The organism is Paracidovorax wautersii (assembly GCF_031453675.1).
In the GTDB taxonomy this organism is placed as follows: Bacteria; Pseudomonadota; Gammaproteobacteria; order Burkholderiales; family Burkholderiaceae_C; genus Paracidovorax.
In genome coordinates, this window is the sequence record NZ_JAVIZX010000001.1 from 777,533 (window position 1) to 796,243 (window position 18,711).

Here is an 18,711-nt window from a genome sequence, read left to right on the forward strand (position 1 = left end):
GCCATCATCCTTAGGAGACAAAGCCATGCAACTCAAGCAAAGAATCGCGCTGGCCACTGCGGCCGGTGTCACCGCCCTGGCAGCCTTCGTGCCGCTGGCGGCACAGGCCCAGGCCGCCGCCGAGCAGTTCGTGCCGCTGATGGTCTACCGCACCGGGCAGTTCGCGCCGCTGGGCATTCCATGGGCCGACGGCAAGCAGGACTACCTGAAGCTGGTGAACGCCCGCGACGGCGGCGTGAACGGCGTGAAGATCGCCTTCGAAGAGTGCGAGACGGCGTACGACGCCGCCAAGGGCGTGGAATGCTATGAACGCCTGAAGGGCAAGGGCAGCGGCGCATCGGGCTTCGATACGCAGTCCACCGGCATCACCTTCGCCGTGACCGACAAGGCCTTCGTGGACAAGATCCCCGTGGAGACCATGGGCTACGGCCTGTCGCAGTCGGTGGACGGCACGGTGTTCGAGTGGAACTTCCCGCTGCTGGGCACCTACTGGACGGCCGCCGACGTGATGCTGCAGGACATCGCCAAGAAGGAAAAGGGCAGCCTCAAGGGCAAGAAGATCGCGCTGGTCTACCACGACAGCCCCTACGGCAAGGAGCCCATTCCGCTGCTGCAAAAGCGCGCCGAGGCCGACGGCTTCACGCTCAGCACCTTCCCCGTCACGCCCCCCGGCGTGGAGCAGAAGTCGACCTGGCTGCAGATCCGCCAGCAAAAGCCCGACTACGTGCTGTTCTGGTCGGCCGGCGTGATGACGCCCGCCGGCATCCGCGAGGCGCAGGCCAGCGGCTACCCGCGCGAGAAGATCTACGCCATCTGGTGGGCCGGCTCCGACCATGACGTGAAGGACATCGGCGCGGGCGCCAAGGGCTACAACGCCGTCACCGTGCACAACAGCGCGGCCAAGGACAAGGTGCACGACGACCTGAAGAAGTTCGTCTACGACAAGGGCCAGGGCACGGGCGCCGCCACCGGCATCGCCACGCTGGCGCACACGCGCGGCATGATGATTTCCATGCTGCAGGTGGAGGCCATCCGCGCCGCGCAGGAGAAGTACGGCAAGGGCAAGGTGCTCACGCCCGAGCAGGTGCGCTGGGGCTTCGAGAACCTGGACCTCACGGCCGACAAGCTCAAGGCCCTGGGCTTCGGCGAGATCATGCGGCCCGTGAAGACGTCCTGCGCCAACCACATGGGCAGCGACTGGGCGCGCATCGTGCAGTGGGACGGCGGCAAGTGGGACATCAAGTCCGACTGGTACCAGGCCGACAAGACGCACATCGATCCGCTGGTCAAGGAGTACGCGGCCAAGTACGCCAAGGACAAGAACGTAAAACCACGGACGTGCACCCCCTGAGTCGCTGACGCGCCTTCCCCCTCTCTCGCTGCGCGGGAGGGGGACGACACCCTCGGTGCGGGGCCGCCCTTCCTCGGTGTCCCTCGCCCCCATGTCACAGGCCGCGCCAGTGGCTGGCGTGGTGGCTACGTTTGAATCTAAAAGAGGAATGGAATGACAACCACGACTGAATCGGCCGCACCGCTGCTCGTCGTCAACGGCATCGAGGTCATCTACAACCATGTGATCCTGGTGCTCAAGGGCGTGTCGCTGACGGTGCCCGAAGGTTCCATCGTCGCGCTGCTGGGCGGCAATGGCGCAGGCAAGACGACCACGCTGCGCGCCATCTCCAACCTGCTGGCGGGCGAACGGGGCGAGGTCACCAAGGGCAGCATCACGCTGCGCGGCGAGCGCATCGAGCAGCTCTCCCCCGCCGGCCTGGTGGACCGGGGCGTGGTGCAGGTCATGGAAGGCCGCCACTGTTTTGCCCACCTGACCATCGAAGAGAACCTGCTCACGGGCGCCTACACCCGGCGCGACCGGGGGGAGGTCGCCGCCAACCTGGAGAAGGTCTATGCCTACTTCCCGCGCCTGAAGACGCGGCGCACCAGCCAGGCGGCGTACACCTCGGGCGGCGAGCAGCAGATGTGCGCCATCGGCCGCGCGCTGATGGCCAACCCCAAGATGGTGCTGCTGGACGAACCCTCCATGGGCCTGGCACCGCAGATCGTGGACGAGGTCTTCGCCATCGTGAAGGACCTCAACGCCAAGGAGCGCGTGACTTTTCTGCTGGCCGAGCAGAACACGTCGATGGCACTGCGCAATGCCGACTACGGCTACATCCTGGAGAACGGCCGCGTGGTGATGGACGGCGCCGCCGCCGCCCTGGCGACCAACGAGGACGTCAAGGAGTTCTACCTGGGCATGGGCGGCGGCGAGCGGCGCAGCTTCAAGGACGTGAAGAGCTACAAGCGGCGCAAGCGGTGGCTGGCGTAGGGATGAACAACCCCCTGAGCGGCTGCGCCGCTTCCCCCTTCTCTCGTCTCGCTGTGCGAGTCGGGAAGGGGGACGACGCCAGCGCGGCGGGGCGGCCCTTGCGCGGCGTCTGCTGGCCTGGGCCGCGCTGCGGTGGAAGCTGCTTCCCATAGTCGCCACAAGCAAATACTCCTTATTTCATAGCTACTTGCGCTTGATGGATAAGCGCTAGAGGCCGATTTCATTCAAAACGCATTGGAGCCCCAGGCATGAGCACGTTCTATGACGACCTGGAAACCCGCAGCCCGCAGGAGCGCGAGGCCGCGTTGCTGGCCGCGCTGCCGGGGCAGATCGCGCATGCGCAGCAGCGGTCGGAGGCGTTCGCCGGGATCCTGGCCGGGGTGGATTCGGCGCAGGTCACCAGCCGGGCCGCGCTGGCGCGGCTGCCGGTCACGCGCAAGCACGAACTGCTGGAGCGCCAGCAGGCACAGCGCGCAGCGGGCGGCAATGTGTTCGGCGGCTTCAGCGCGGTGGCTTTCGGCGCCGGCATGCCGCGCGTGTTCGCCAGCCCGGGCCCCATCTACGAGCCGGAAGGGACGCGGCGCGACTACTGGCGCATGGCGCGGGCCATCCACGCGGCGGGCTTCCGCGCGGGCGAGCTGGTGCACAACAGCTTCAGCTACCACTTCGTGCCGGCCGGCTCCATGATGGAAACCGGCGCGCAGGCCCTGGGTTGCACGGTGTTCGCGGGCGGCACAGGCCAGACCGAGCAGCAGGTGCAGGCCATGGACGAATTGCGGCCTGCCGGCTACATCGGCACGCCGAGCTTTCTGAAGCTCATCCTGGAAAAGGCCGAGTCGCTCGGCGTTGCGCTGCCCAGCGTGGGCAAGGCGCTGGTGTCCGGCGAGGCCTTCCCGCCCTCGCTGCGCGACTGGTTCGCTGCACGCGGCGTGCAGGGCTACCAGTGCTATGCCACGGCCGACCTGGGTCTGATCGCGTACGAGACCAGCGCCCGCGAGGGGCTGGTGGTGGACGAGGGCGTGATCGTCGAAATCGTGCGCCCCGGCACCGGCGACCCGGTCCCGGAGGGCGAGGTGGGCGAACTGGTGGTGACCACCCTCAACCCCGACTACCCGCTGGTGCGCTTCGGCACCGGCGATCTGTCGGCCGTGCTGCCCGGCGCCTGCCCCACCGGCCGCACCAACACGCGCATCAAGGGCTGGATGGGCCGGGCCGACCAGACGACCAAGGTGCGCGGCATGTTCGTGCACCCGGGCCAGATCGCCGCGGTCACCAAGCGCTTTCCGCAGGTGCAGCGCGCGCGGCTGGTGGTGAGCGGCGAGATGGCCAACGACCAGATGGTGCTGCGGGTGGAAACCACCGAGACGGACGGCGGCCTGGCCCGCCAGATGGAAGAGGCCATCCGCGACGTGACCAAGCTGCGCGGCGAAGTGCAGATGGTGGCGCCCGGCACGCTGCCCAACGATGGCAAGGTCATCGAAGACGCCCGCAGCTACCGCTGAAGACCTGCCCGCCAACGCCTAGCCAATCAATATTGCTGGCGGCTTACAACGCAATTTTCATAGCGCCACAACAAGCAACAGCAAGCGCTCCAGGTCAAAAAACCTTCGAACACAGATCCCCTGAAGGCTAGTGATTACCTTGATGCTCTGCACAAAACGCGCCGATATCATGGCGCGTCTATAAAAAGGAGCATCATGAAAACCTCGTTCAAACTGGCCTGCGTCGCAGCGGCAGCCGCCGTGTCTTTCGGTGCCGCGGCACAGGACTTTCCCGCTGCCAACCGTTCGGTCACCATCGTGGTGCCCTTCGCCGCCGGCGGCCCGACCGACCGCGTGGCCCGCGACCTGGCAGAAGCCATGCGCAAGCCCCTGGGCGGCACGAGCGTGGTGATCGACAACGCCGTGGGCGCCGGCAGCTCCATCGGCACGGCCAAGGTGGCCCGCGCCGCACCGGACGGCTACACGCTGCTGCTGAACCACATCGCCATGTCGACGATGCCTTCGCTGTACCGCAAGCTGTCGTTCAACGTGGCCAACGACTTCGAGTACCTGGGCATCATCAACGACGTGCCGATGACGCTCATCGCACGCCCCAACATGCCGGCCAACAACTACAAGGAACTGGCCGCCTGGATCGCTCAGAACAAGGGCAAGGTCAACCTGGGCAACGCCGGCCTGGGCGCTGCGTCGCACCTGTGCGGCCTGATGTTCCAGAACGCCATCAAGACGGAAATGACCACCATCGCCTACAAGGGCACGGCACCGGCCATCACCGACCTGATCGGCGGCCAGATCGATCTGCTGTGCGACCAGACGACCAACACCACCTCGCAGATCGAAGGCAAGAAGGTCAAGGCCTATGCCGTCACGACGTCCAAGCGCCTGACCACGCCTTCGCTGAAGGACCTGCCCACGCTGGCCGAAGCCGGCGTGCCGAACTTCGAAGTGACCATCTGGCACGGCCTGTATGCGCCCAAGGGCACGCCCGCGCCCATTCTGGCCAAGCTGAACGAGGCCATGAAGGCTGCGCTGAAGGACCCCGAGTTCATCAAGAAGCAGGAAGGCCTGGGCGCCGTGGTCGCCAGCGACAAGCGCATCGAGCCCGCCGAACACAAGAAGTTCGTGCAGGCCGAGATCGAGAAGTGGGGCACGGTCATCAAGGCCGCCGGCACCTACGCCGACTGATCCTTCTTCCGGCATACAGGGGCGGCAAGCCAGCCCCTCTCTGCAGCCGCCTGCGCACCCGTGCCAGGCGGCTTTTTCGTGGGCGATGCAGCAGCACCGTGGCCGCAGAGCAAGCCATGTGCGATGGCTCCCACCGCACATCGAGACAGGGGGTTTTCACCAGCGGCCGGAGCGAGGCTTCACCTGTACAACGGGACGCAGCCTCACTTCACAGGAACCCTCCGCATGTTGTCTTTCGCAGTGGCTCCGCGCCGCAGGCTGCTGGCGCTGAGCGCCCTCGCCTCCCTCACCCTGTGGACCGGCACGGCTTGGAGCCAGGCGCCCGGCTGGCCCACCAAACCCGTGCGCATCGTCGTGCCGTTCGCACCGGGTGGCACGACCGACATCCTGGCCCGTGCCGTCGCACCCGAGCTTTCCAAGGCCTTCGGCCAGCAGTTCATCGTGGACAACCGCGGCGGCGCCGGCGGCAACATCGGCGCCGAGGTGGTCGCCAAATCACCGGCCGACGGCTACACGCTGCTGATGGGCACGGTGGGCACGCACGGCATCAACCGCGCGCTCTACAGCAAGCTGCCCTACGACCCGATCAAGGACTTCGTGCCCATCACCCTGGTCGCCGCCGTGCCCAACGTGATGGAGATGAATGCCGAGAAGGCCAAGGCGCTGGGCATCGCCAACGTGCAGGACTTCATCCGCTATGCCAAGGCGAACCCGGGCAAGCTCAACATGGCCTCCAGCGGCAACGGCACGTCCATCCATCTGGCGGGCGAACTGTTCAAGAGCATGACCGGCACCTACATGCTGCACATGCCCTACCGCGGCTCGGGCCCCGCCCTGCTGGACATGGTGGGCGGCAACATGGATGTGATGTTCGACAACCTGCCGTCGTCCATGGCGCAGATCAAGGCCGGCAAGCTGGTCGCCCTGGCCGTGACCAGCGCGCAGCGCTCGGCCGCCCTGCCCGACGTGCCCACGGTGGAAGAGGCCGGCGGGCCGGCGCTCAAGGGCTTCGAGGCCAGCTCCTGGTTCGGCCTCCTGGCGCCGGCGGGCACGCCGGCCGACATCGTCAACCGCATCCAGCAGGAGACCGCCAAGGCGCTGGCCACGCCCGCCGTCAAGGAACGGCTGCTGGCCCAGGGCGCCATTCCCGGCGGCAAGAGTCCGCAGGACTTCGAGCGCCACATCGACGCCGAACACCGCAAGTGGGCGCAGGTGGTCAAGGCCTCCGGCGCCAAGGTGGACTGACCGCCAGCCCGCGCGCCGCGCAAGGCGCAGGCTGCGAGGCAGCCGGCGCCCGGCGGACGCGGCGCTCACCAGGTGACGTCGTAGCCCTCGGCGGCGCTGCGGCGCAGGATGTCGATCAGCGGCGTGGCGCGCTGGCGCAGGCTGATGCTTTCGCTACGCTCCTGCGGCTCGTCGTCCTTCGCCTCCGGGGCGGAGGCCTCGGCGGTGCGCTGCGACCGTTGGGCCTCCTCGGAGGCGACGGCGGCCTCCAAGGCCGCGATGGCCGAAGGAATCTGCGCCGCCGTCACGATGCCGTGCGGGTCGGGCGATTTGCCGATGATCTGCAGCAGTTGCCGGCCATTAGGCTCCAGCATGATGACGTCGGCGGTGGCGCGGGATTTGAATTTGTAGAGCATCCGGTTCTTTTCTGGTGGATCGGTTCAGGACAAGGGAAAAGCAGGGAAAGCGTTCGCTGCGGGGCCGGCAGCCCCGCCGTAGATGTATTCGCGGTGGAAAGGATAGTCCGATTGCGCACCGCGCAGGGCGCCGTGCTCGATATCCCCGTCGGGCCGTGCCGCCAGCATCTGGTGCAGCGCCATCCAGCCGCGCTCGAAGCCCATGGCGCTGCCCGCCAGGTAGAGGCGGTAGGCGCGCAGCACGCGCTCGCCCTGCTCCGGCCCGGCCTGCGCCGTGAGGATCTGCCGGGCGGCGTCGAGCTGCCCCTCCAGCGCATCGGACCAGGCCCACAGCGTGCGCGCGTAATGCGGGCGCAGGTTCTCGGTGTCCACCATTTCCAGGCCCGCGGCCGCCATGTCGTGCAGCACCGTGCTCACATGCAGCAGCTCGCCGCCGGGAAAGATGTACTTCTCGACGAAATCGCCCATGCCGGCGCCCAGCTGGGCGTTGTCGACGCCGCCCGCGGTGATGCCGTGGTTGAGCAGCAGCCCGCCCGGCCGCAGCAGCCCGCGCACATGGGTGAAGTACTCCGGCATGCGGGCGCGGCCCACGTGTTCGAACATGCCGACGGAAGCGATCTTGTCGTAGTGGGCCGTCGCTTGCAGCTGCCGGTAGTCACGCAGTTCCACGCGCACGCGGCCTTGCAGGCCGCGCTCGTCGATGAGCCGCTGTACGTGCGCATGCTGGTTGCGCGACAGCGTGATGCCCGTGCCATCCACGCCGTAGTGCTCGGCGGCCCACAGCAACAGGCCGCCCCAGCCGGCGCCGATGTCCAGGAAACGCTCGCCCGGCCGCAGCCGCAGCTTGCGGCAGATCAGGTCGAGCTTGGCCTCTTGCGCCTGGGCCAGCGACAGGTCGGCAGCGCGGTAATAAGCGCACGAGTACACGCGCCGGGGGTCGAGCCACAAAGCGTAGAAGTCGTCGGAGAGGTCGTAGTGGAACTGGATCTGCCGCGCGTCGCGGTCCGGCGTGTGCGCGGCCCGCGAGCGCACCCAGGCGATGACCCGGGACCACCAGTCCGCGTGCGCGCGCGCCGGATCGCCCCGCAGCAAGCTGGCGGCATCGGCCATCAGGTCGCGCATGCGGCCCTCCAGTGCCACCCGGCCTTCGACGATGGCCGCCCCCACATCGCCCACATCGCCCAGCACCAGGGCGGACAGGGCCACCCGGTCGCGAAAGCGCAGCACGACGGGCGCGTCGGGCGACCCCAGCCGCTCACCGCTCGGCAGCTCCAGCGCCAGGCCCACCGGCAGAGCGGCGAGCCGGGCCTCCAGGGCGTGCTGCAGATGCTTCATGGAGGGCATTCTTGGAGCTTGCCCGGCCAGCGTCAATGGATGTTGTCTGACATGCGCCCCGTGCTGCACCAGCCGCTGTCCCTGCCGGCCTCCGACAAGAACGCCCTGGCATGGGCGCCGGCGCCGCAGGGCGGGTTTCCGGCGGCGGCGCCACCTATGGCCTAATAGCGTGTTTTCATCTTTCTCAGCAGGAGCCTCGAATGGGCAACAAGATCGTTACCGAAGCCGACCGCAAGCGCACCCCCGCCCCCAAGCCGCTGCCCGGCATGAGCCTGCCCACGCCCGGCCGTGGCCAGCGCGTGAGCCTGGAGCGTGGCGTGGCCACGCGCAGCAAGAAGAACCCGGGCAAGCGCTCCAAGAAGGGCGGCTGATCCCTGTGCCTGCGTCCGCGCAGGCCGCAATCCGCAGGAAAGCCCGCCACCCGGCGGGCTTTTTCTTTGCGCGGTGCAAGAGCGTGTTTACGATCTTCCAGGGGTCGCGCTGCGGCGGTGCACAATGGGCTCCCCTTCGCCAGGAGCAGCGCATGCCCCCCACCGCCCCACCGCCTTCCGACGATGCCGCCGCGCTGTATGCCACGCTGCAGGCCGGCCCCCTCGCCGGCCAGGCCGTGACCACGCTGCGCATCGGCGGCTCGCACACCACGCTGGCCAGCGGGGACGGCACCGCCGAGCCGGCGCTGCGGTCGCTGAACATCGGCTCCCGCGTGACCGCCGCGACCTGCTTCAGCCACAGCCCGCCCACGGGCGCCGAACTGGAAGGCGCGATCGCGCTGGTAGAAGACGCCGTCATGCCCGCCCGCGACATGCTCGCCGCCGGCTCCACGCTGTACACGGCAGATGCCGGCATCCGCCAGATCGCCATTGCCGCCGGGCTGGAGGCCCAGCCCGAGATGCAGCTCACGCTCGACGATGTGGAGCGCACCTTCGGCCACGTGGCCGCCGTCGCCGAGGGCCGGCCGCCCGCCGAGGACGATTGGAGCCTGGACCCGGCCTTTGCCGTCACGCTGCTCATCCTGCGCGAGAGCATGCAGCACCTGGCATTCGGCCACATCGTGATCCGCTCCGACGGGGTGCTGTAGGCGCGACGCGGCCGCTAGGTGACGCACGCCAACGCGCCGCTCATTGCAGGAAGGCCAGCAGCACCCAGGCGATCCACCCCCAAAACGATGCGTGCTTGCTTCGCCGGGCCGCCTCGGGGGTGATAGGCCACAGCTCCACGCGCCGCCACATCAGCATGGTGGCGCATGCCACCAGCAGAATCAGGACCACCGCCAGAAGCACCGAAGACCACACGGCTCCAGCGGTGATGGCCAGCACCAGGCCAAACATCGTCAGGCACGCGATGCCGCTGGACGTGCTGGCCAGCGCGTGGCTCAGCCGACCGCACCGCGGGCAGGTGCAGGGAGCCCCGCGGCTCGACCAGCGCACGCTCCGCCCCGTCAGGCTGGGCTGCCTGCAATGGGGACAGAGGTGGCGCATGGGAAATCAGCCGAGCCGAGGCGTCGGCAATTCGAATGCGTCGCGCGCCTGCTGCGCCCGGGCGCGCGTGGCGCAGCCTTCGAAATGGTCGTTCACCAGCCCCATGGCCTGCATGAAGGCGTACATGGTGGTGGGGCCGACGAAGCTCCAGCCGCGCTTCTTCAGGTCCTTGGAGAGGGCCACCGATGCGGCCGACGTGGTCATCGCCCGCGCGGCGTCCGCGGTCAAGCGCTCGGGCCGTCCCGCGGCGGCGGCCGGCGCAAAGCCCCACACGTAGCGCGCCAGCGTGCCGTGCTCCTGGCGCAGTTCCAGCACGCGCCGGGCATTGTTGATGGTCGATTCGATCTTGCCGCGGTGGCGCACGATGCCGGCGTCGGCCAGCAGGCGCTCCACGTCCGCCGGGCCGAAGCGCGCCACCTGCTCGGCATCGAACTGGGCGAAGCCCGCGCGGAAGGCCTCCCGCTTGTTCAGGATGGTGATCCAGCTCAGGCCCGCCTGGAAGCCTTCGAGGCACAGCTTCTCGAACAGCCGCCGGTCGTCCGCGACGGGAAAGCCCCATTCATGGTCGTGGTAGTGGCGGTACAGCGGCGTGGCCCGGCACCAGCCGCAGCGCGGGCAGCCTGCGGCATCGGTGAAGAGGCCGGTGGCAGGGTCCACGGGCGACAGGGCGGACGCATCCGCGGCGAGGGTGTCCACAGGCACAGACAGAGGGGGCATGGACCGGATTCTGCCCTCCCGTCGCGGACTTTGGCGGTCGGCGCGGCACACGGGTTCGCTATCCTTGGACGTCTGGGGTGCGCCTGCGCCGTCCCCGCCCACGCTCTGACTGCATGACGCCACCTGCTTCGCCCCGCCACCCCTGGCCCGCCCTCTCCCGCCCCGCACGCCCCATGGCGGTTGCCATGGCCGCCGTGGTCACCGGCATGCTGCTGGGCGGGTGTGCCGCCACGCGCGACTCGGCCGCCTACTACTGGCAGTCCGTGCGCGGGCACCTGCAGCTGATGCAGGCCGCCCAGCCCATCGACGACTGGATCGGCCGGCCGGACACGGCCGAGCCGCTGCGCCAGCGCCTGCGGCTCGCCCAGGAAGCCCGCCGGTTCGCCAGCGCAGAGCTGGCCCTGCCCGACAACGCCAGCTACCGCCGCTATGCCGACCTGGGCCGCCGGGCCGCGGTATTCAACGTGGTGGCGGCCGGGCCTTATTCGCTCACCCTGCACACCTGGTGCTTCCCCGTCACGGGCTGCATCGGCTACCGCGGCTACTTCGCCGAGGCGGACGCCCAGGCCGAGGCCGCGCGGCTGGCGCAGCAGCAGGGGCTGGAGGTGGCGGTGTACGGCGTGCCCGCCTACTCCACGCTGGGCTACACCAACTGGCTGGGCGGCGATCCGCTGCTCAACACCTTCATCGCCTGGCCCGAGGGCGAGTTCGTGCGGCTGCTGTTCCATGAGCTGGCCCACCAGGTGGTCTACGCCCAGGGCGACACGCTGTTCAACGAATCCTTCGCCACCGCCGTGGAGCGGCTGGGGGTGGAGCGCTGGCTGGCCGAGAAATCCACGCCGCAGGCGCGCGCCGACTTCGCCGCCAGCGAGGCGCGCCGCGCCGCCTTCCGCGCCCTGACGCGCGACACCCGGGAGCGGCTGCGCGCCATTTATGAAACAAATCAGCCTCCAGCGCAATCACAGCAATCGCTGGCAGCTATGAAATCTGAAGCAATGCAGCAATTCCGCGACCGCTACGCCGCCCTGCGCGCGCAGTGGCTGGCCGCGCAGGCCACGCCCCAGCAGCTGACCGGGCTGGACCGCTGGGTGCACGAGGCCAACAACGCCAGCTTCGGCGCCCAGGCCGCCTACGACGATCTGGTGCCGGCCTTCACCGCGCTGTACGAGCGCGAGGGCCGCGACTTCCCCCGCTTCTACGAGGCCGTGCGCGCCCTCAGCCGCCTGCCGCAGGCTGCACGCCACGCCGCACTGCAGGCCCTGGCTCCAAGCCCCGCCTGAGCGCGCTTATCTTCTTTTTGCCATCCAGCCGGAGATCGCCTTTGCCCGACATCCACATCCACCGCCCGCACCAGCTCGGCCTGCCGCAGGCCCGCCTGGCCGCCCGCCGCTGGGCCGACAAGGCCCGCGACAAATTCGACATGGAATGCACCTACGTCGAGGCGCCGGCACCTGGCGACGGTGGCGAGGCGGCCGCGCCGGACACGCTGCACTTCCAGCGCCCCGGCATGCAGGGCACGCTGCAGGTGGCGGCGGACGGCTTCGAACTGCAGGCGGAGCTGGGCTTTCTGTTCTCGGCGTTCAAGGAGCGCATCGAGCAGGAACTGCAGGCGCAGTTCGACAAACTGCTGCTGCAACCCGCGGGCTGACCGGGCCAGCGCCCGGGCGCGACGGACGCAGCATCGGTGCGCCCCGGAGGGCGCTCCGCTCAGCGCAGCGATTCGATCAGGTCGATGTACTGCTGCTGTGCGGCCTCGGCCCCCGTGCCCTTGAGCTTTTCCCAGGCATCCCACTTCGCGCGGCCGACCACGTCGGAAAAGCTGGGCTTCTTCTCGGTGTTGTCACCCGCCGTGGCCTGCTTGTACAGGGCGTAGATCTTCAGCAGCGTGGGGTTGTCGGGGCGTTCGCTGAGGTTCTTGGAGTTGGCAACGGCCGCTTCGAAGGCGGCATTCAGATCGGACATGGGACGGTCTCCTGCTAATGAAGCGCCCATCTTACGGCCCTTTCGAACGACCGTGCTTTTTTAGAAGGTTTCCCAGTCCGCCTCGTTGCTGGACCGCGCCGGACCACGTGGGGCCGCAGGGGGCGGCAGTGCCGGCCCGGCCGCGGCAGCAGAGCGCGAAGCCACCGCTGCCGCCGGCGCAGGGCCGGCCACCCGCGCAGACGGCGGCGCCGGCACCCGCGGGGCCGGCGGAACGGGCACCGGACGGGCAGCCGCCGGGGCCGCGACGGGGCGCACCTCGTCATAGGCCGCCGCTGCGCCATCCCCCGCCAGCCGGAACACGGCCGTGGCCCGCACCAGGGCCTGGGCCTGGCTGCTGAGGCTGCTGGCGGCGGCGGCCATCTCCTCGACCAGGGCGGCGTTCTGCTGCGTGGCCTGGTCCACATGGGTGATGGCCTCGCTGATCTGGTCCACGCCCGCGCTCTGCTCTGCGCTGGCCGCGCTGATCTCGCCCATGAGGTCCGTCGCGCGCCGGATGGAGCCCACCACCTCGGCCATGGTCTTGCCGGCCTGCTCGACCAGGGCGCTGCCGCGGTCCACGCGGCCCACGCTGGCCGTGATCAGCCCCTTGATCTCCTTGGCCGCCTCGGCGCTGCGGCTGGCCAGGCTGCGCACCTCGGACGCCACCACGGCGAAGCCGCGGCCCTGCTCGCCCGCCCGGGCCGCCTCCACCGCGGCATTGAGCGCCAGGATGTTGGTCTGGAAGGCGATGCTGTCGATCACGCCAATGATCTCGCTGATGCGGCCGCTGCTGTCCTGGATGCCGCGCATGGTCTCCACCACCTCGGCCACCTCGGCGCCGCCGCGCTCGGCGACGGACGAGGCCGTCTGTGCCAGTTCGTTGGCGCGGCGGGCGCTGTCGGCGTTCTGCCGCACGGTCGAGCCGAGCTGCTCCATGGAGGCAGCCGTCTGCTGCAGGGCCGAGGCCTGCCGCTCGGTGCGGGCGGACAGGTCGTGGTTGCCGGCGTCGATCTCGCTGCTGGCGCCGGACACGCTCTGTGCGCTGTCGCGCACCGTCTGCACCACGGCCGCCAGGCGGCTGCTCATGCTCCCCAGTCCTGCCATGATGCTGCGCTCATCGCCGGACCGCAGCGGAATCTCGGTGGCCAGGTCACCGCCGGCCACCGCCAGCGTGACGCGCTTGAGGTCGGACGGGTCACCGCCCAGGTCGCGCACCACCGAACGCAGATAGAGGGCCAGCCCGAGCAGCCCCGCGGCGACGATGAGCATGCCGCCCAGCGCCAGCGCGCGGTCGGTCGCCGCCAGCTCCTTGATCTCGTTGATGCGCGAGGACAGGCGCTCGCCCTGGCGCTCCTTCTCGGCGGCCAGCGGCGCCAGCAGCCGGTTGCGCGCGGGGATGGTCTGGTCGACGAGGAAGGCGAAGGCCTCCTCCTTGCGGCCGGCCTGGATGAGCGCCAGGTTCTGTTCGCCCACGGCCCAGAACGCCTGCATCAGGCCCGGCAGCGGGGCGAAGGCCCGGCGGCCCTCTTCGGAAATCATGTCGTCGCCCAGCCCCTTGAGCGTGGACTCCAGCAGGCGCCGCTTCTCGCCGATGTCGGCCAGCGTCTCGCCCAGCTCGGCCGGGGAGCGGGCCAGGATGGCATGCCGCAGCTGCAGCGATACCCGGGTCACGTTGAGCTCCAGCGCGGCAATGCGCTGCAACTGCGGCACGTTGGTGGCGCGCACCACCTCGGCGTCGTCCCTCAGCTGGCCCATCATGACCCAGATGGTCACGGTCATGGCGGCCAGCAGCGTGAGGATGCCGCCGTTGATCAGCACGAGACGGCGCGCGAGCGTCCGAGCTCCGGGAGTACGAGTCTGCATGAACCCTCCTGCCATTGAAATTGTTCGAGAACGCGTGCCGCGGTCTGCTGGACTGCGGCACGCGCAAGACCCTGTGCGGCTGGCCACCGCATGTAACGCATTGTTCTGTGGCTGGAAGAAAAACGCCAGTCCCGCGTGCGACCTGCGAAAAACATGCCACGGAAGCCCTGCGGTAGACAGAGCTGCAAGGCGGGGGTCAGGTGGGTGAGCGGCGGCTTTTGCGTAGGCGGCTGCCGCCGGCTGAGGGGGCGGACCGATCCGGGCGCCGGAAGGCGGCGGCGCGGTGGTCACACAGTGCCCCAAGAATTACGTATAGCCCCGCTGCGCGGGCGGGGCGGATTCGGAATGCAGAGCGGACGGCAGAGCGGGCCCTGCGGCGGAATGCGGGCCTCCGCGTGCGCGGCAGAGCGGAAGGGGCCAGCGGGGCGATTCACGGCACCGCACCGCACGGCACGGCGTTGCCGATGGGCTCTGGCTGTCCGAGCTCAAACTTCCTAGAGCGCTTCAAAAAGAAGAGCGGCTTGCGCTTGCCCCGTCATCAACTCAAGGTCTTTTACCCCTCAATTCAAGACAGAGAAAGCGCAAGCCGCTCCTGTTTTAGAAGCAGCACGCCCGCAGAGCCTGCCGCCGCGCCGCGGCCGTCAGGCGGCCTGGGCGCCCCTGGAGGCCAGCCAGTCCTGGGCCAGCCGCACCCAGTAGGTGGCGCCCAGGGGGATCAGGTCGTCGTTGAAGTCGTAGCTGGGGTTGTGCAGCGTGCAGGGGCCGCCGCCGTGGCCCATGGCGCGGTGGTCGCCGTCGCCGTTGGCGATGAAGCAGTACGCGCCCGGCTTGGCCTGCAGCATGAAGGCGAAGTCTTCGGCGCCCATGGTGGGCTCCTGCGGCACCACGTTCTCTTCGCCCACGATGCTCTGCATGATCTTGCGGGCGAACTCGGCCTCGGCCGGCGAGTTGACGGTGGGCGGGTAGTTGCGCACGAACTCGAACTCGCACGTTGCGTCGTGCGCGGCGCAGGTGTGCTCGGCCACCTGCTTCATGCGGCGCTCGATCATGTCCAGCACCTCGATGCTGAAGGTGCGCACCGTGCCCTGCAGTTCGCAGCTGTCGGGCACCACGTTGGTGGCCTCGCCCGTGTGGATCATCGTCACCGAGATCACGCCCGCATCCACCGGCTTCTTGTTGCGGCTGATGATGTTCTGGAAAGCCTGCACCATCAGGCAGGCCACGGGCACGGGGTCGATGCCCATGTGCGGCATGGCGGCGTGGCTGCCCTTGCCGCGGACGGTGATCTTGAACTCGTTGCTGGACGCCATCACCGGGCCGGGGCTCACGGCGAACTGGCCGGCCTTCATGCCGGGCCAGTTGTGCATGCCGAACACGGCCTGCATGGGGAACTGCTCGAACAGGCCGTCCTCGATCATCACGCGCGCGCCGCCGCCGCCTTCTTCGGCCGGCTGGAAGATCAGGTAGACCGTGCCGTCGAAGTCGCGGTGCTTGGCGAAGTGCTGCGCCGCGGCCAGCAGCATGGCCGTGTGGCCATCGTGGCCGCAGGCGTGCATCTTGCCGGCGTGCTTGCTGGCGTGCTCGAAGGTGTTGAACTCGGTGATGGGCAGCGCGTCGATGTCGGCGCGCAGGCCGATGGCATGGCCGCTGGCACCGCCGTCGCGACCGTGCACGATGCCCACCACGCCGGTCTTGCCCAGGCCGCGGTGGATCGGGATGCCCCATTCGGTCAGCTTGCCGGCCACCACGTCTGCGGTGCGCACTTCTTCGAAGCACAGTTCCGGGTGCGCGTGGATGTCGCGCCGGACAGCGGCGATCGCCGCGGCTTCGGTCACGATGGAGTCGATGATTTTCATATGCTATGTTCCTTGCAGCAAAGGCGGGGGCTGTCGGTGGGGCAGTCTAGCCCGCACCTCCGTTCCCTGCCATTCGGGGTTATTCGCCCCGCACCACGATGATCTCCGACCACGCCCTCGCACTGGCCCAGTCCCTGGTCCGCATGAACACGGTGAGCCAGAATTCGAACCTGGAACTCATCGACTTCATCCAGCAGCAACTGGCGCGCCTGGGCGTGAAGAGCCGGCTGACCTACAACGCCAGCAAGACCAAGGCCAATCTGTTCGCGACGCTGGGCGAAGGCAAGCCGGCTGGCGTCATCCTCTCGGGCCACACCGACACGGTGCCGTGGGACGGCCAGGACTGGACGGTGGACCCGTTGAGCGCCTTGGTGCAAGAAGGGCCGGAAGGCCCGAGCCTGTACGGCCGCGGCAGCGCCGACATGAAGGCCTTCATCGCCATCGCCCTGTCGCAGGCCGAAGCCTTCTTGAACAGCGATGCGCCCTTCGCCATCCACTACGCCTTCAGCTATGACGAAGAGGTGGGCTGCTTCGGTGCCAAGGAGCTCATTGCCGACCTGAAGGACGCGGGCATCCGCCCGTTGGCCTGCATCGTGGGCGAGCCGACCCGCATGGTGCCGGCCATCGCGCACAAGGGCGTGTACCGCTACAAGTGCTGCGTGCGCGGCAAGGAGGCGCATTCGTCGCTCACGCCGCATTCGGTGAACGCCATCGAGATGGCCGCACGCGTGGTGGGCCGGGTGCGCGACATGGCCGAGGGCTTCGAGCGCGAGGAGCCCCGCTTCGAGGGTTTCGACGTGCCCTTCTCCACCGCCAGCGTGGGCCAGTTCCACGGCGGCATCGCCGACAACGTGGTGCCGCGCGATGCGGAGTTCCGCTACGAATTCCGCGACCTGCCCACGGCCGATGCCGCGCAGATGCAGAGCCAGGTGGTGGCGTACGCCCGGTCGCTGGAGCCCGCCATGCAGAAGGTCGCGCCGCAGACGGGTTTCTCGTTCGAGACGATCTGCGAGATTCCGAGCTTTCTGGGCAGCAAGGACGACGCCGTGACGCGGCTGGCGCAGCGGCTGGCCCACGAGGCCGGCACCACGCTGGTGGCCTTCGGCACCGAGGCCGGGCTGTTCAAGAACGCCGGCATTCCCACCGTGGTGTGCGGCCCCGGCAGCATCCAGCAGGCGCACCAGCCGGACGAATACGTGAGCCTGGACCAGCTGGCCCGCTGCGAGGCCTTCATGCGCGGGCTGGCCGGCACGCGCACGCTGGACTGAGCGGCGCCGCGGTGCGCGGCAGCCCAGCGCGGCCCTCCCGAACAACAGCCGAACCAGGGCTGCCAGTAGCGAGGGCCGCATCCCCTGCCCTCCATGCCAAGCACAGCGAGAGCGAGGAACAGCACGCCTCAATCGAAGGCTTGCGCCCAGCAGCCGCCCCTCGTCGCAGGCCTTTGAAACCGGCGCGGCCCATTCCAGCGACAGCCAAGCAAGGGCCGCCCCGCAGCGAGGGCTGCGTCCCCCTGCCCGCGTGCGCAGCACGGCGAGAGCGGGGGGAAGGCGCGCAGCGCCTCAGGGGGGTGCTTTCAGATCACACCAGCACGCGCCCGTCGGCCTTGAGCATCGACATCTCGACGAAGCGCGAGCCGGAATGGTTGTTGCCGCTGAACGCCAGTTGGAAGCCCGACACCTGCGGTCCGACCGACTCCAGTCCGTTGATGAGCGCATCGCGCGATGCCTTGTCACCCGCGCGGCGCAGGCCCTCGGCGAACACGCGGGCCGCCAGGTAGCCTTCCAGGGTCGAATAGTTGGGCTTGACGGCGCCGCCGCCCTTCTTGATGGCGTCCAGGAATTCGCGGGACACCTGCTTGGTCGTCTGGAAGGGCGACGGCATCACCTGCGACACCACCACGCCATCGGCCTCGGCACCCAGCGCATCGGCCAGCGCCTGCGTGCCCACGAACGACAGGTTGTAGAACTTGCCGCCATAGCCGGCCTTGCGCGCAGCGCGGATGAAGGCCGCGCTGGCGGCGTACGTGGCCACCTGCAGCACGGCCTGGGGCGATGCCGCCACCAGCGTCTTGACGGCAGCCGCCACGTCTTCGGAGTTGCGCTCCACCGTGGCCACGGCGGCGGGCTTGAGCTGGTGCTCGGCCAGGGCCTTGGTCATGCCCTCCAGTCCGGCGCGACCGTAGCTGTCGTTCTGGTGGAACACGCCGATGCGCTGCATGCCCAGGTTGACGAGCTGGCGCGCGATGACGGCCGTCTCGTCGTTGTACGAGGCACGCACGTGGAACACCAGCCGGTTGAAGGGCTGGCGCAGCGCCTCGGCCCCCGTGAAGGGCGCGAAGAACGGCAGCTTCCCCTGGGTGGCCAGCGGCAGGGCCGCCAGGCTGGTGGGCGTGCCGACATAGCCGAACAGCGCGAACACGTCGTCGGCGATGAACTTGCGCGTGTTGGCGGCGCAGCGCTCGGGGTCATAGCCGTCGTCCAGCGTGCGCAGCTCGATGGTGCGCCGGCCCTGGGCGTTGTGCTGGTCGAAATACAGCTTGGCGCCCGCCTGGAACTGCACGCCCAGCTGGGCCGCCGGGCCGGTGAGCGGAGCCGACTGGCCCAGCACCACGGTGTCGCCCTGCGCACGCGCCAGCGAGAAGCCGCCCAGTGCCGCAGCGCCCAGGCCGATCGAAAATTGTCTCCGCCCCCACATATCGTTGTCCTTCATGGTGAAATGCCCGTCTGGTGCGTCCCCTGCGGATCCAGCCACCGGCCATGGAGTGCCCCACGCGGCGCGGCGCGCCCTTCCGTGACATGGTCACGCGAAAGGGCGGCGCGGCCCGGATGGGAGCACACCACGGTGGGT

The 18,711-nt window shown here is 69.0% G+C and carries 19 protein-coding genes; 11 read left to right on the forward strand and 8 right to left on the reverse strand.

The window, feature by feature from the left end:
• Positions 1 to 25 precede the first annotated feature (25 nt).
• From QE399_RS03560 to QE399_RS03580, 5 genes are all read left to right on the forward strand, one after another.
• On the forward strand, positions 26 to 1,351 hold the full coding sequence (locus tag QE399_RS03560) for an ABC transporter substrate-binding protein (RefSeq protein ID WP_309826162.1): 1,326 nt from the start codon (positions 26 to 28) through the stop codon (positions 1,349 to 1,351).
• Positions 1,352 to 1,504: 153 nt separating this feature from the next.
• The gene (locus QE399_RS03565; protein ID WP_309826164.1) at positions 1,505 to 2,326 is read left to right on the forward strand and encodes an ABC transporter ATP-binding protein; all 822 of its coding nucleotides are present in this window, start codon (positions 1,505 to 1,507) and stop codon (positions 2,324 to 2,326) included.
• A gap of 248 nt (positions 2,327 to 2,574) precedes the next feature.
• Positions 2,575 to 3,828: a phenylacetate--CoA ligase family protein gene (locus tag QE399_RS03570; RefSeq protein WP_309826165.1), complete on the forward strand. Its 1,254-nt coding sequence runs from the start codon at positions 2,575 to 2,577 to the stop codon at positions 3,826 to 3,828.
• Positions 3,829 to 4,023: 195 nt separating this feature from the next.
• A complete protein-coding gene (locus QE399_RS03575) occupies positions 4,024 to 5,013 on the forward strand; it encodes a tripartite tricarboxylate transporter substrate-binding protein (protein ID WP_309826166.1) in 990 nt (329 codons plus the stop codon).
• 225 nt (positions 5,014 to 5,238) lie between these two features.
• Entirely contained in the window at positions 5,239 to 6,258 is a 1,020-nt protein-coding gene (locus tag QE399_RS03580) for a Bug family tripartite tricarboxylate transporter substrate binding protein (RefSeq protein WP_309826167.1), read from the forward strand.
• Between the two features lie 65 nt (positions 6,259 to 6,323).
• Here QE399_RS03580 and QE399_RS03585 read toward each other — a convergent pair whose 3' ends face one another.
• Positions 6,324 to 6,653 (reverse strand): DUF1840 domain-containing protein, encoded by a 330-nt coding sequence (locus QE399_RS03585; protein ID WP_309826168.1) that lies wholly within the window; start codon positions 6,651 to 6,653, stop codon positions 6,324 to 6,326.
• Positions 6,654 to 6,677: 24 nt separating this feature from the next.
• Positions 6,678 to 7,988: a class I SAM-dependent methyltransferase gene (locus QE399_RS03590; RefSeq protein ID WP_309826170.1), complete on the reverse strand. Its 1,311-nt coding sequence runs from the start codon at positions 7,986 to 7,988 to the stop codon at positions 6,678 to 6,680.
• 39 nt (positions 7,989 to 8,027) lie between these two features.
• On the opposite strand from QE399_RS03590, the gene QE399_RS03595 reads away from it, so the two are divergent.
• From QE399_RS03595 to QE399_RS03605, 3 genes are all read left to right on the forward strand, one after another.
• Positions 8,028 to 8,153 carry a hypothetical protein gene (locus QE399_RS03595; RefSeq protein WP_309826172.1) on the forward strand — a complete coding sequence of 42 codons (126 nt, stop codon included), beginning with the start codon at positions 8,028 to 8,030 and terminating at the stop codon, positions 8,151 to 8,153.
• 35 nt (positions 8,154 to 8,188) lie between these two features.
• Entirely contained in the window at positions 8,189 to 8,359 is a 171-nt protein-coding gene (locus QE399_RS03600; protein ID WP_309826174.1) for a hypothetical protein, read from the forward strand.
• Between the two features lie 152 nt (positions 8,360 to 8,511).
• Entirely contained in the window at positions 8,512 to 9,066 is a 555-nt protein-coding gene (locus QE399_RS03605) for a hypothetical protein (protein ID WP_309826176.1), read from the forward strand.
• 40 nt (positions 9,067 to 9,106) lie between these two features.
• On the opposite strand, the gene QE399_RS03610 is transcribed toward QE399_RS03605, so the two are convergent.
• Positions 9,107 to 9,304, reverse strand: coding sequence for a hypothetical protein (locus tag QE399_RS03610; RefSeq protein ID WP_309826178.1), 198 nt, complete (start codon positions 9,302 to 9,304; stop codon positions 9,107 to 9,109).
• A gap of 168 nt (positions 9,305 to 9,472) precedes the next feature.
• The gene (locus tag QE399_RS03615) at positions 9,473 to 10,183 is read right to left on the reverse strand and encodes a DNA-3-methyladenine glycosylase I (protein ID WP_309826179.1); all 711 of its coding nucleotides are present in this window, start codon (positions 10,181 to 10,183) and stop codon (positions 9,473 to 9,475) included.
• Positions 10,184 to 10,356: 173 nt separating this feature from the next.
• Between QE399_RS03615 and QE399_RS03620 the strand changes: the two genes are divergently transcribed.
• Together QE399_RS03620 and QE399_RS03625 are read left to right on the forward strand one after the other, a co-directional pair.
• Positions 10,357 to 11,463: an aminopeptidase gene (locus QE399_RS03620; protein WP_405044065.1), complete on the forward strand. Its 1,107-nt coding sequence runs from the start codon at positions 10,357 to 10,359 to the stop codon at positions 11,461 to 11,463.
• Between the two features lie 41 nt (positions 11,464 to 11,504).
• The gene (locus tag QE399_RS03625) at positions 11,505 to 11,831 is read left to right on the forward strand and encodes a polyhydroxyalkanoic acid system family protein (protein WP_309826181.1); all 327 of its coding nucleotides are present in this window, start codon (positions 11,505 to 11,507) and stop codon (positions 11,829 to 11,831) included.
• Between the two features lie 59 nt (positions 11,832 to 11,890).
• Here QE399_RS03625 and QE399_RS03630 read toward each other — a convergent pair whose 3' ends face one another.
• The 3 genes from QE399_RS03630 to QE399_RS03640 all read right to left on the reverse strand — a co-directional run bounded on the left by QE399_RS03630 (position 11,891) and on the right by QE399_RS03640 (position 15,864).
• On the reverse strand, positions 11,891 to 12,145 hold the full coding sequence (locus tag QE399_RS03630; protein ID WP_309826183.1) for an acyl-CoA-binding protein: 255 nt from the start codon (positions 12,143 to 12,145) through the stop codon (positions 11,891 to 11,893).
• 60 nt (positions 12,146 to 12,205) lie between these two features.
• A complete protein-coding gene (locus QE399_RS03635; RefSeq protein ID WP_309826185.1) occupies positions 12,206 to 14,008 on the reverse strand; it encodes a methyl-accepting chemotaxis protein in 1,803 nt (600 codons plus the stop codon).
• 641 nt (positions 14,009 to 14,649) lie between these two features.
• Positions 14,650 to 15,864, reverse strand: coding sequence for a M20 aminoacylase family protein (locus QE399_RS03640; RefSeq protein ID WP_309826187.1), 1,215 nt, complete (start codon positions 15,862 to 15,864; stop codon positions 14,650 to 14,652).
• 98 nt (positions 15,865 to 15,962) lie between these two features.
• Between QE399_RS03640 and argE the strand changes: the two genes are divergently transcribed.
• Complete coding sequence (gene argE, locus QE399_RS03645) at positions 15,963 to 17,132, forward strand: acetylornithine deacetylase (protein ID WP_309826189.1); 1,170 nt, start codon at positions 15,963 to 15,965, stop codon at positions 17,130 to 17,132.
• 310 nt (positions 17,133 to 17,442) lie between these two features.
• Here argE and QE399_RS03650 read toward each other — a convergent pair whose 3' ends face one another.
• Positions 17,443 to 18,558, reverse strand: a complete 1,116-nt coding sequence (locus QE399_RS03650; protein ID WP_405044067.1) for an ABC transporter substrate-binding protein — start codon at positions 18,556 to 18,558, stop codon at positions 17,443 to 17,445.
• Positions 18,559 to 18,711: the final 153 nt, after the last annotated feature.

Bases quoted from the DNA above. Each gene is read 5' to 3' on its own strand.
- QE399_RS03575 (WP_309826166.1), top strand. From the start codon at position 4,024: ATGAAAACCTCGTTCAAACTGGCCTGCGTCGCAGCGGCAGCCGCCGTG.
- QE399_RS03570 (WP_309826165.1), top strand. From the start codon at position 2,575: ATGAGCACGTTCTATGACGACCTGGAAACCCGCAGCCCGCAGGAGCGC.
- QE399_RS03560 (WP_309826162.1), top strand. From the start codon at position 26: ATGCAACTCAAGCAAAGAATCGCGCTGGCCACTGCGGCCGGTGTCACC.
- QE399_RS03590 (WP_309826170.1), bottom strand. From the start codon at position 7,988: ATGAAGCATCTGCAGCACGCCCTGGAGGCCCGGCTCGCCGCTCTGCCG.
- QE399_RS03635 (WP_309826185.1), bottom strand. From the start codon at position 14,008: ATGCAGACTCGTACTCCCGGAGCTCGGACGCTCGCGCGCCGTCTCGTG.
- QE399_RS03615 (WP_309826179.1), bottom strand. From the start codon at position 10,183: ATGCCCCCTCTGTCTGTGCCTGTGGACACCCTCGCCGCGGATGCGTCC.
- QE399_RS03580 (WP_309826167.1), top strand. From the start codon at position 5,239: ATGTTGTCTTTCGCAGTGGCTCCGCGCCGCAGGCTGCTGGCGCTGAGC.
- QE399_RS03640 (WP_309826187.1), bottom strand. From the start codon at position 15,864: ATGAAAATCATCGACTCCATCGTGACCGAAGCCGCGGCGATCGCCGCT.
- QE399_RS03585 (WP_309826168.1), bottom strand. From the start codon at position 6,653: ATGCTCTACAAATTCAAATCCCGCGCCACCGCCGACGTCATCATGCTG.
- QE399_RS03565 (WP_309826164.1), top strand. From the start codon at position 1,505: ATGACAACCACGACTGAATCGGCCGCACCGCTGCTCGTCGTCAACGGC.
- QE399_RS03650 (WP_405044067.1), bottom strand. From the start codon at position 18,558: ATGTGGGGGCGGAGACAATTTTCGATCGGCCTGGGCGCTGCGGCACTG.
- QE399_RS03600 (WP_309826174.1), top strand. From the start codon at position 8,189: ATGGGCAACAAGATCGTTACCGAAGCCGACCGCAAGCGCACCCCCGCC.
- QE399_RS03605 (WP_309826176.1), top strand. From the start codon at position 8,512: ATGCCCCCCACCGCCCCACCGCCTTCCGACGATGCCGCCGCGCTGTAT.
- QE399_RS03620 (WP_405044065.1), top strand. From the start codon at position 10,357: ATGGCGGTTGCCATGGCCGCCGTGGTCACCGGCATGCTGCTGGGCGGG.
- argE (WP_309826189.1), top strand. From the start codon at position 15,963: ATGATCTCCGACCACGCCCTCGCACTGGCCCAGTCCCTGGTCCGCATG.
- QE399_RS03630 (WP_309826183.1), bottom strand. From the start codon at position 12,145: ATGTCCGATCTGAATGCCGCCTTCGAAGCGGCCGTTGCCAACTCCAAG.
- QE399_RS03595 (WP_309826172.1), top strand. From the start codon at position 8,028: ATGTTGTCTGACATGCGCCCCGTGCTGCACCAGCCGCTGTCCCTGCCG.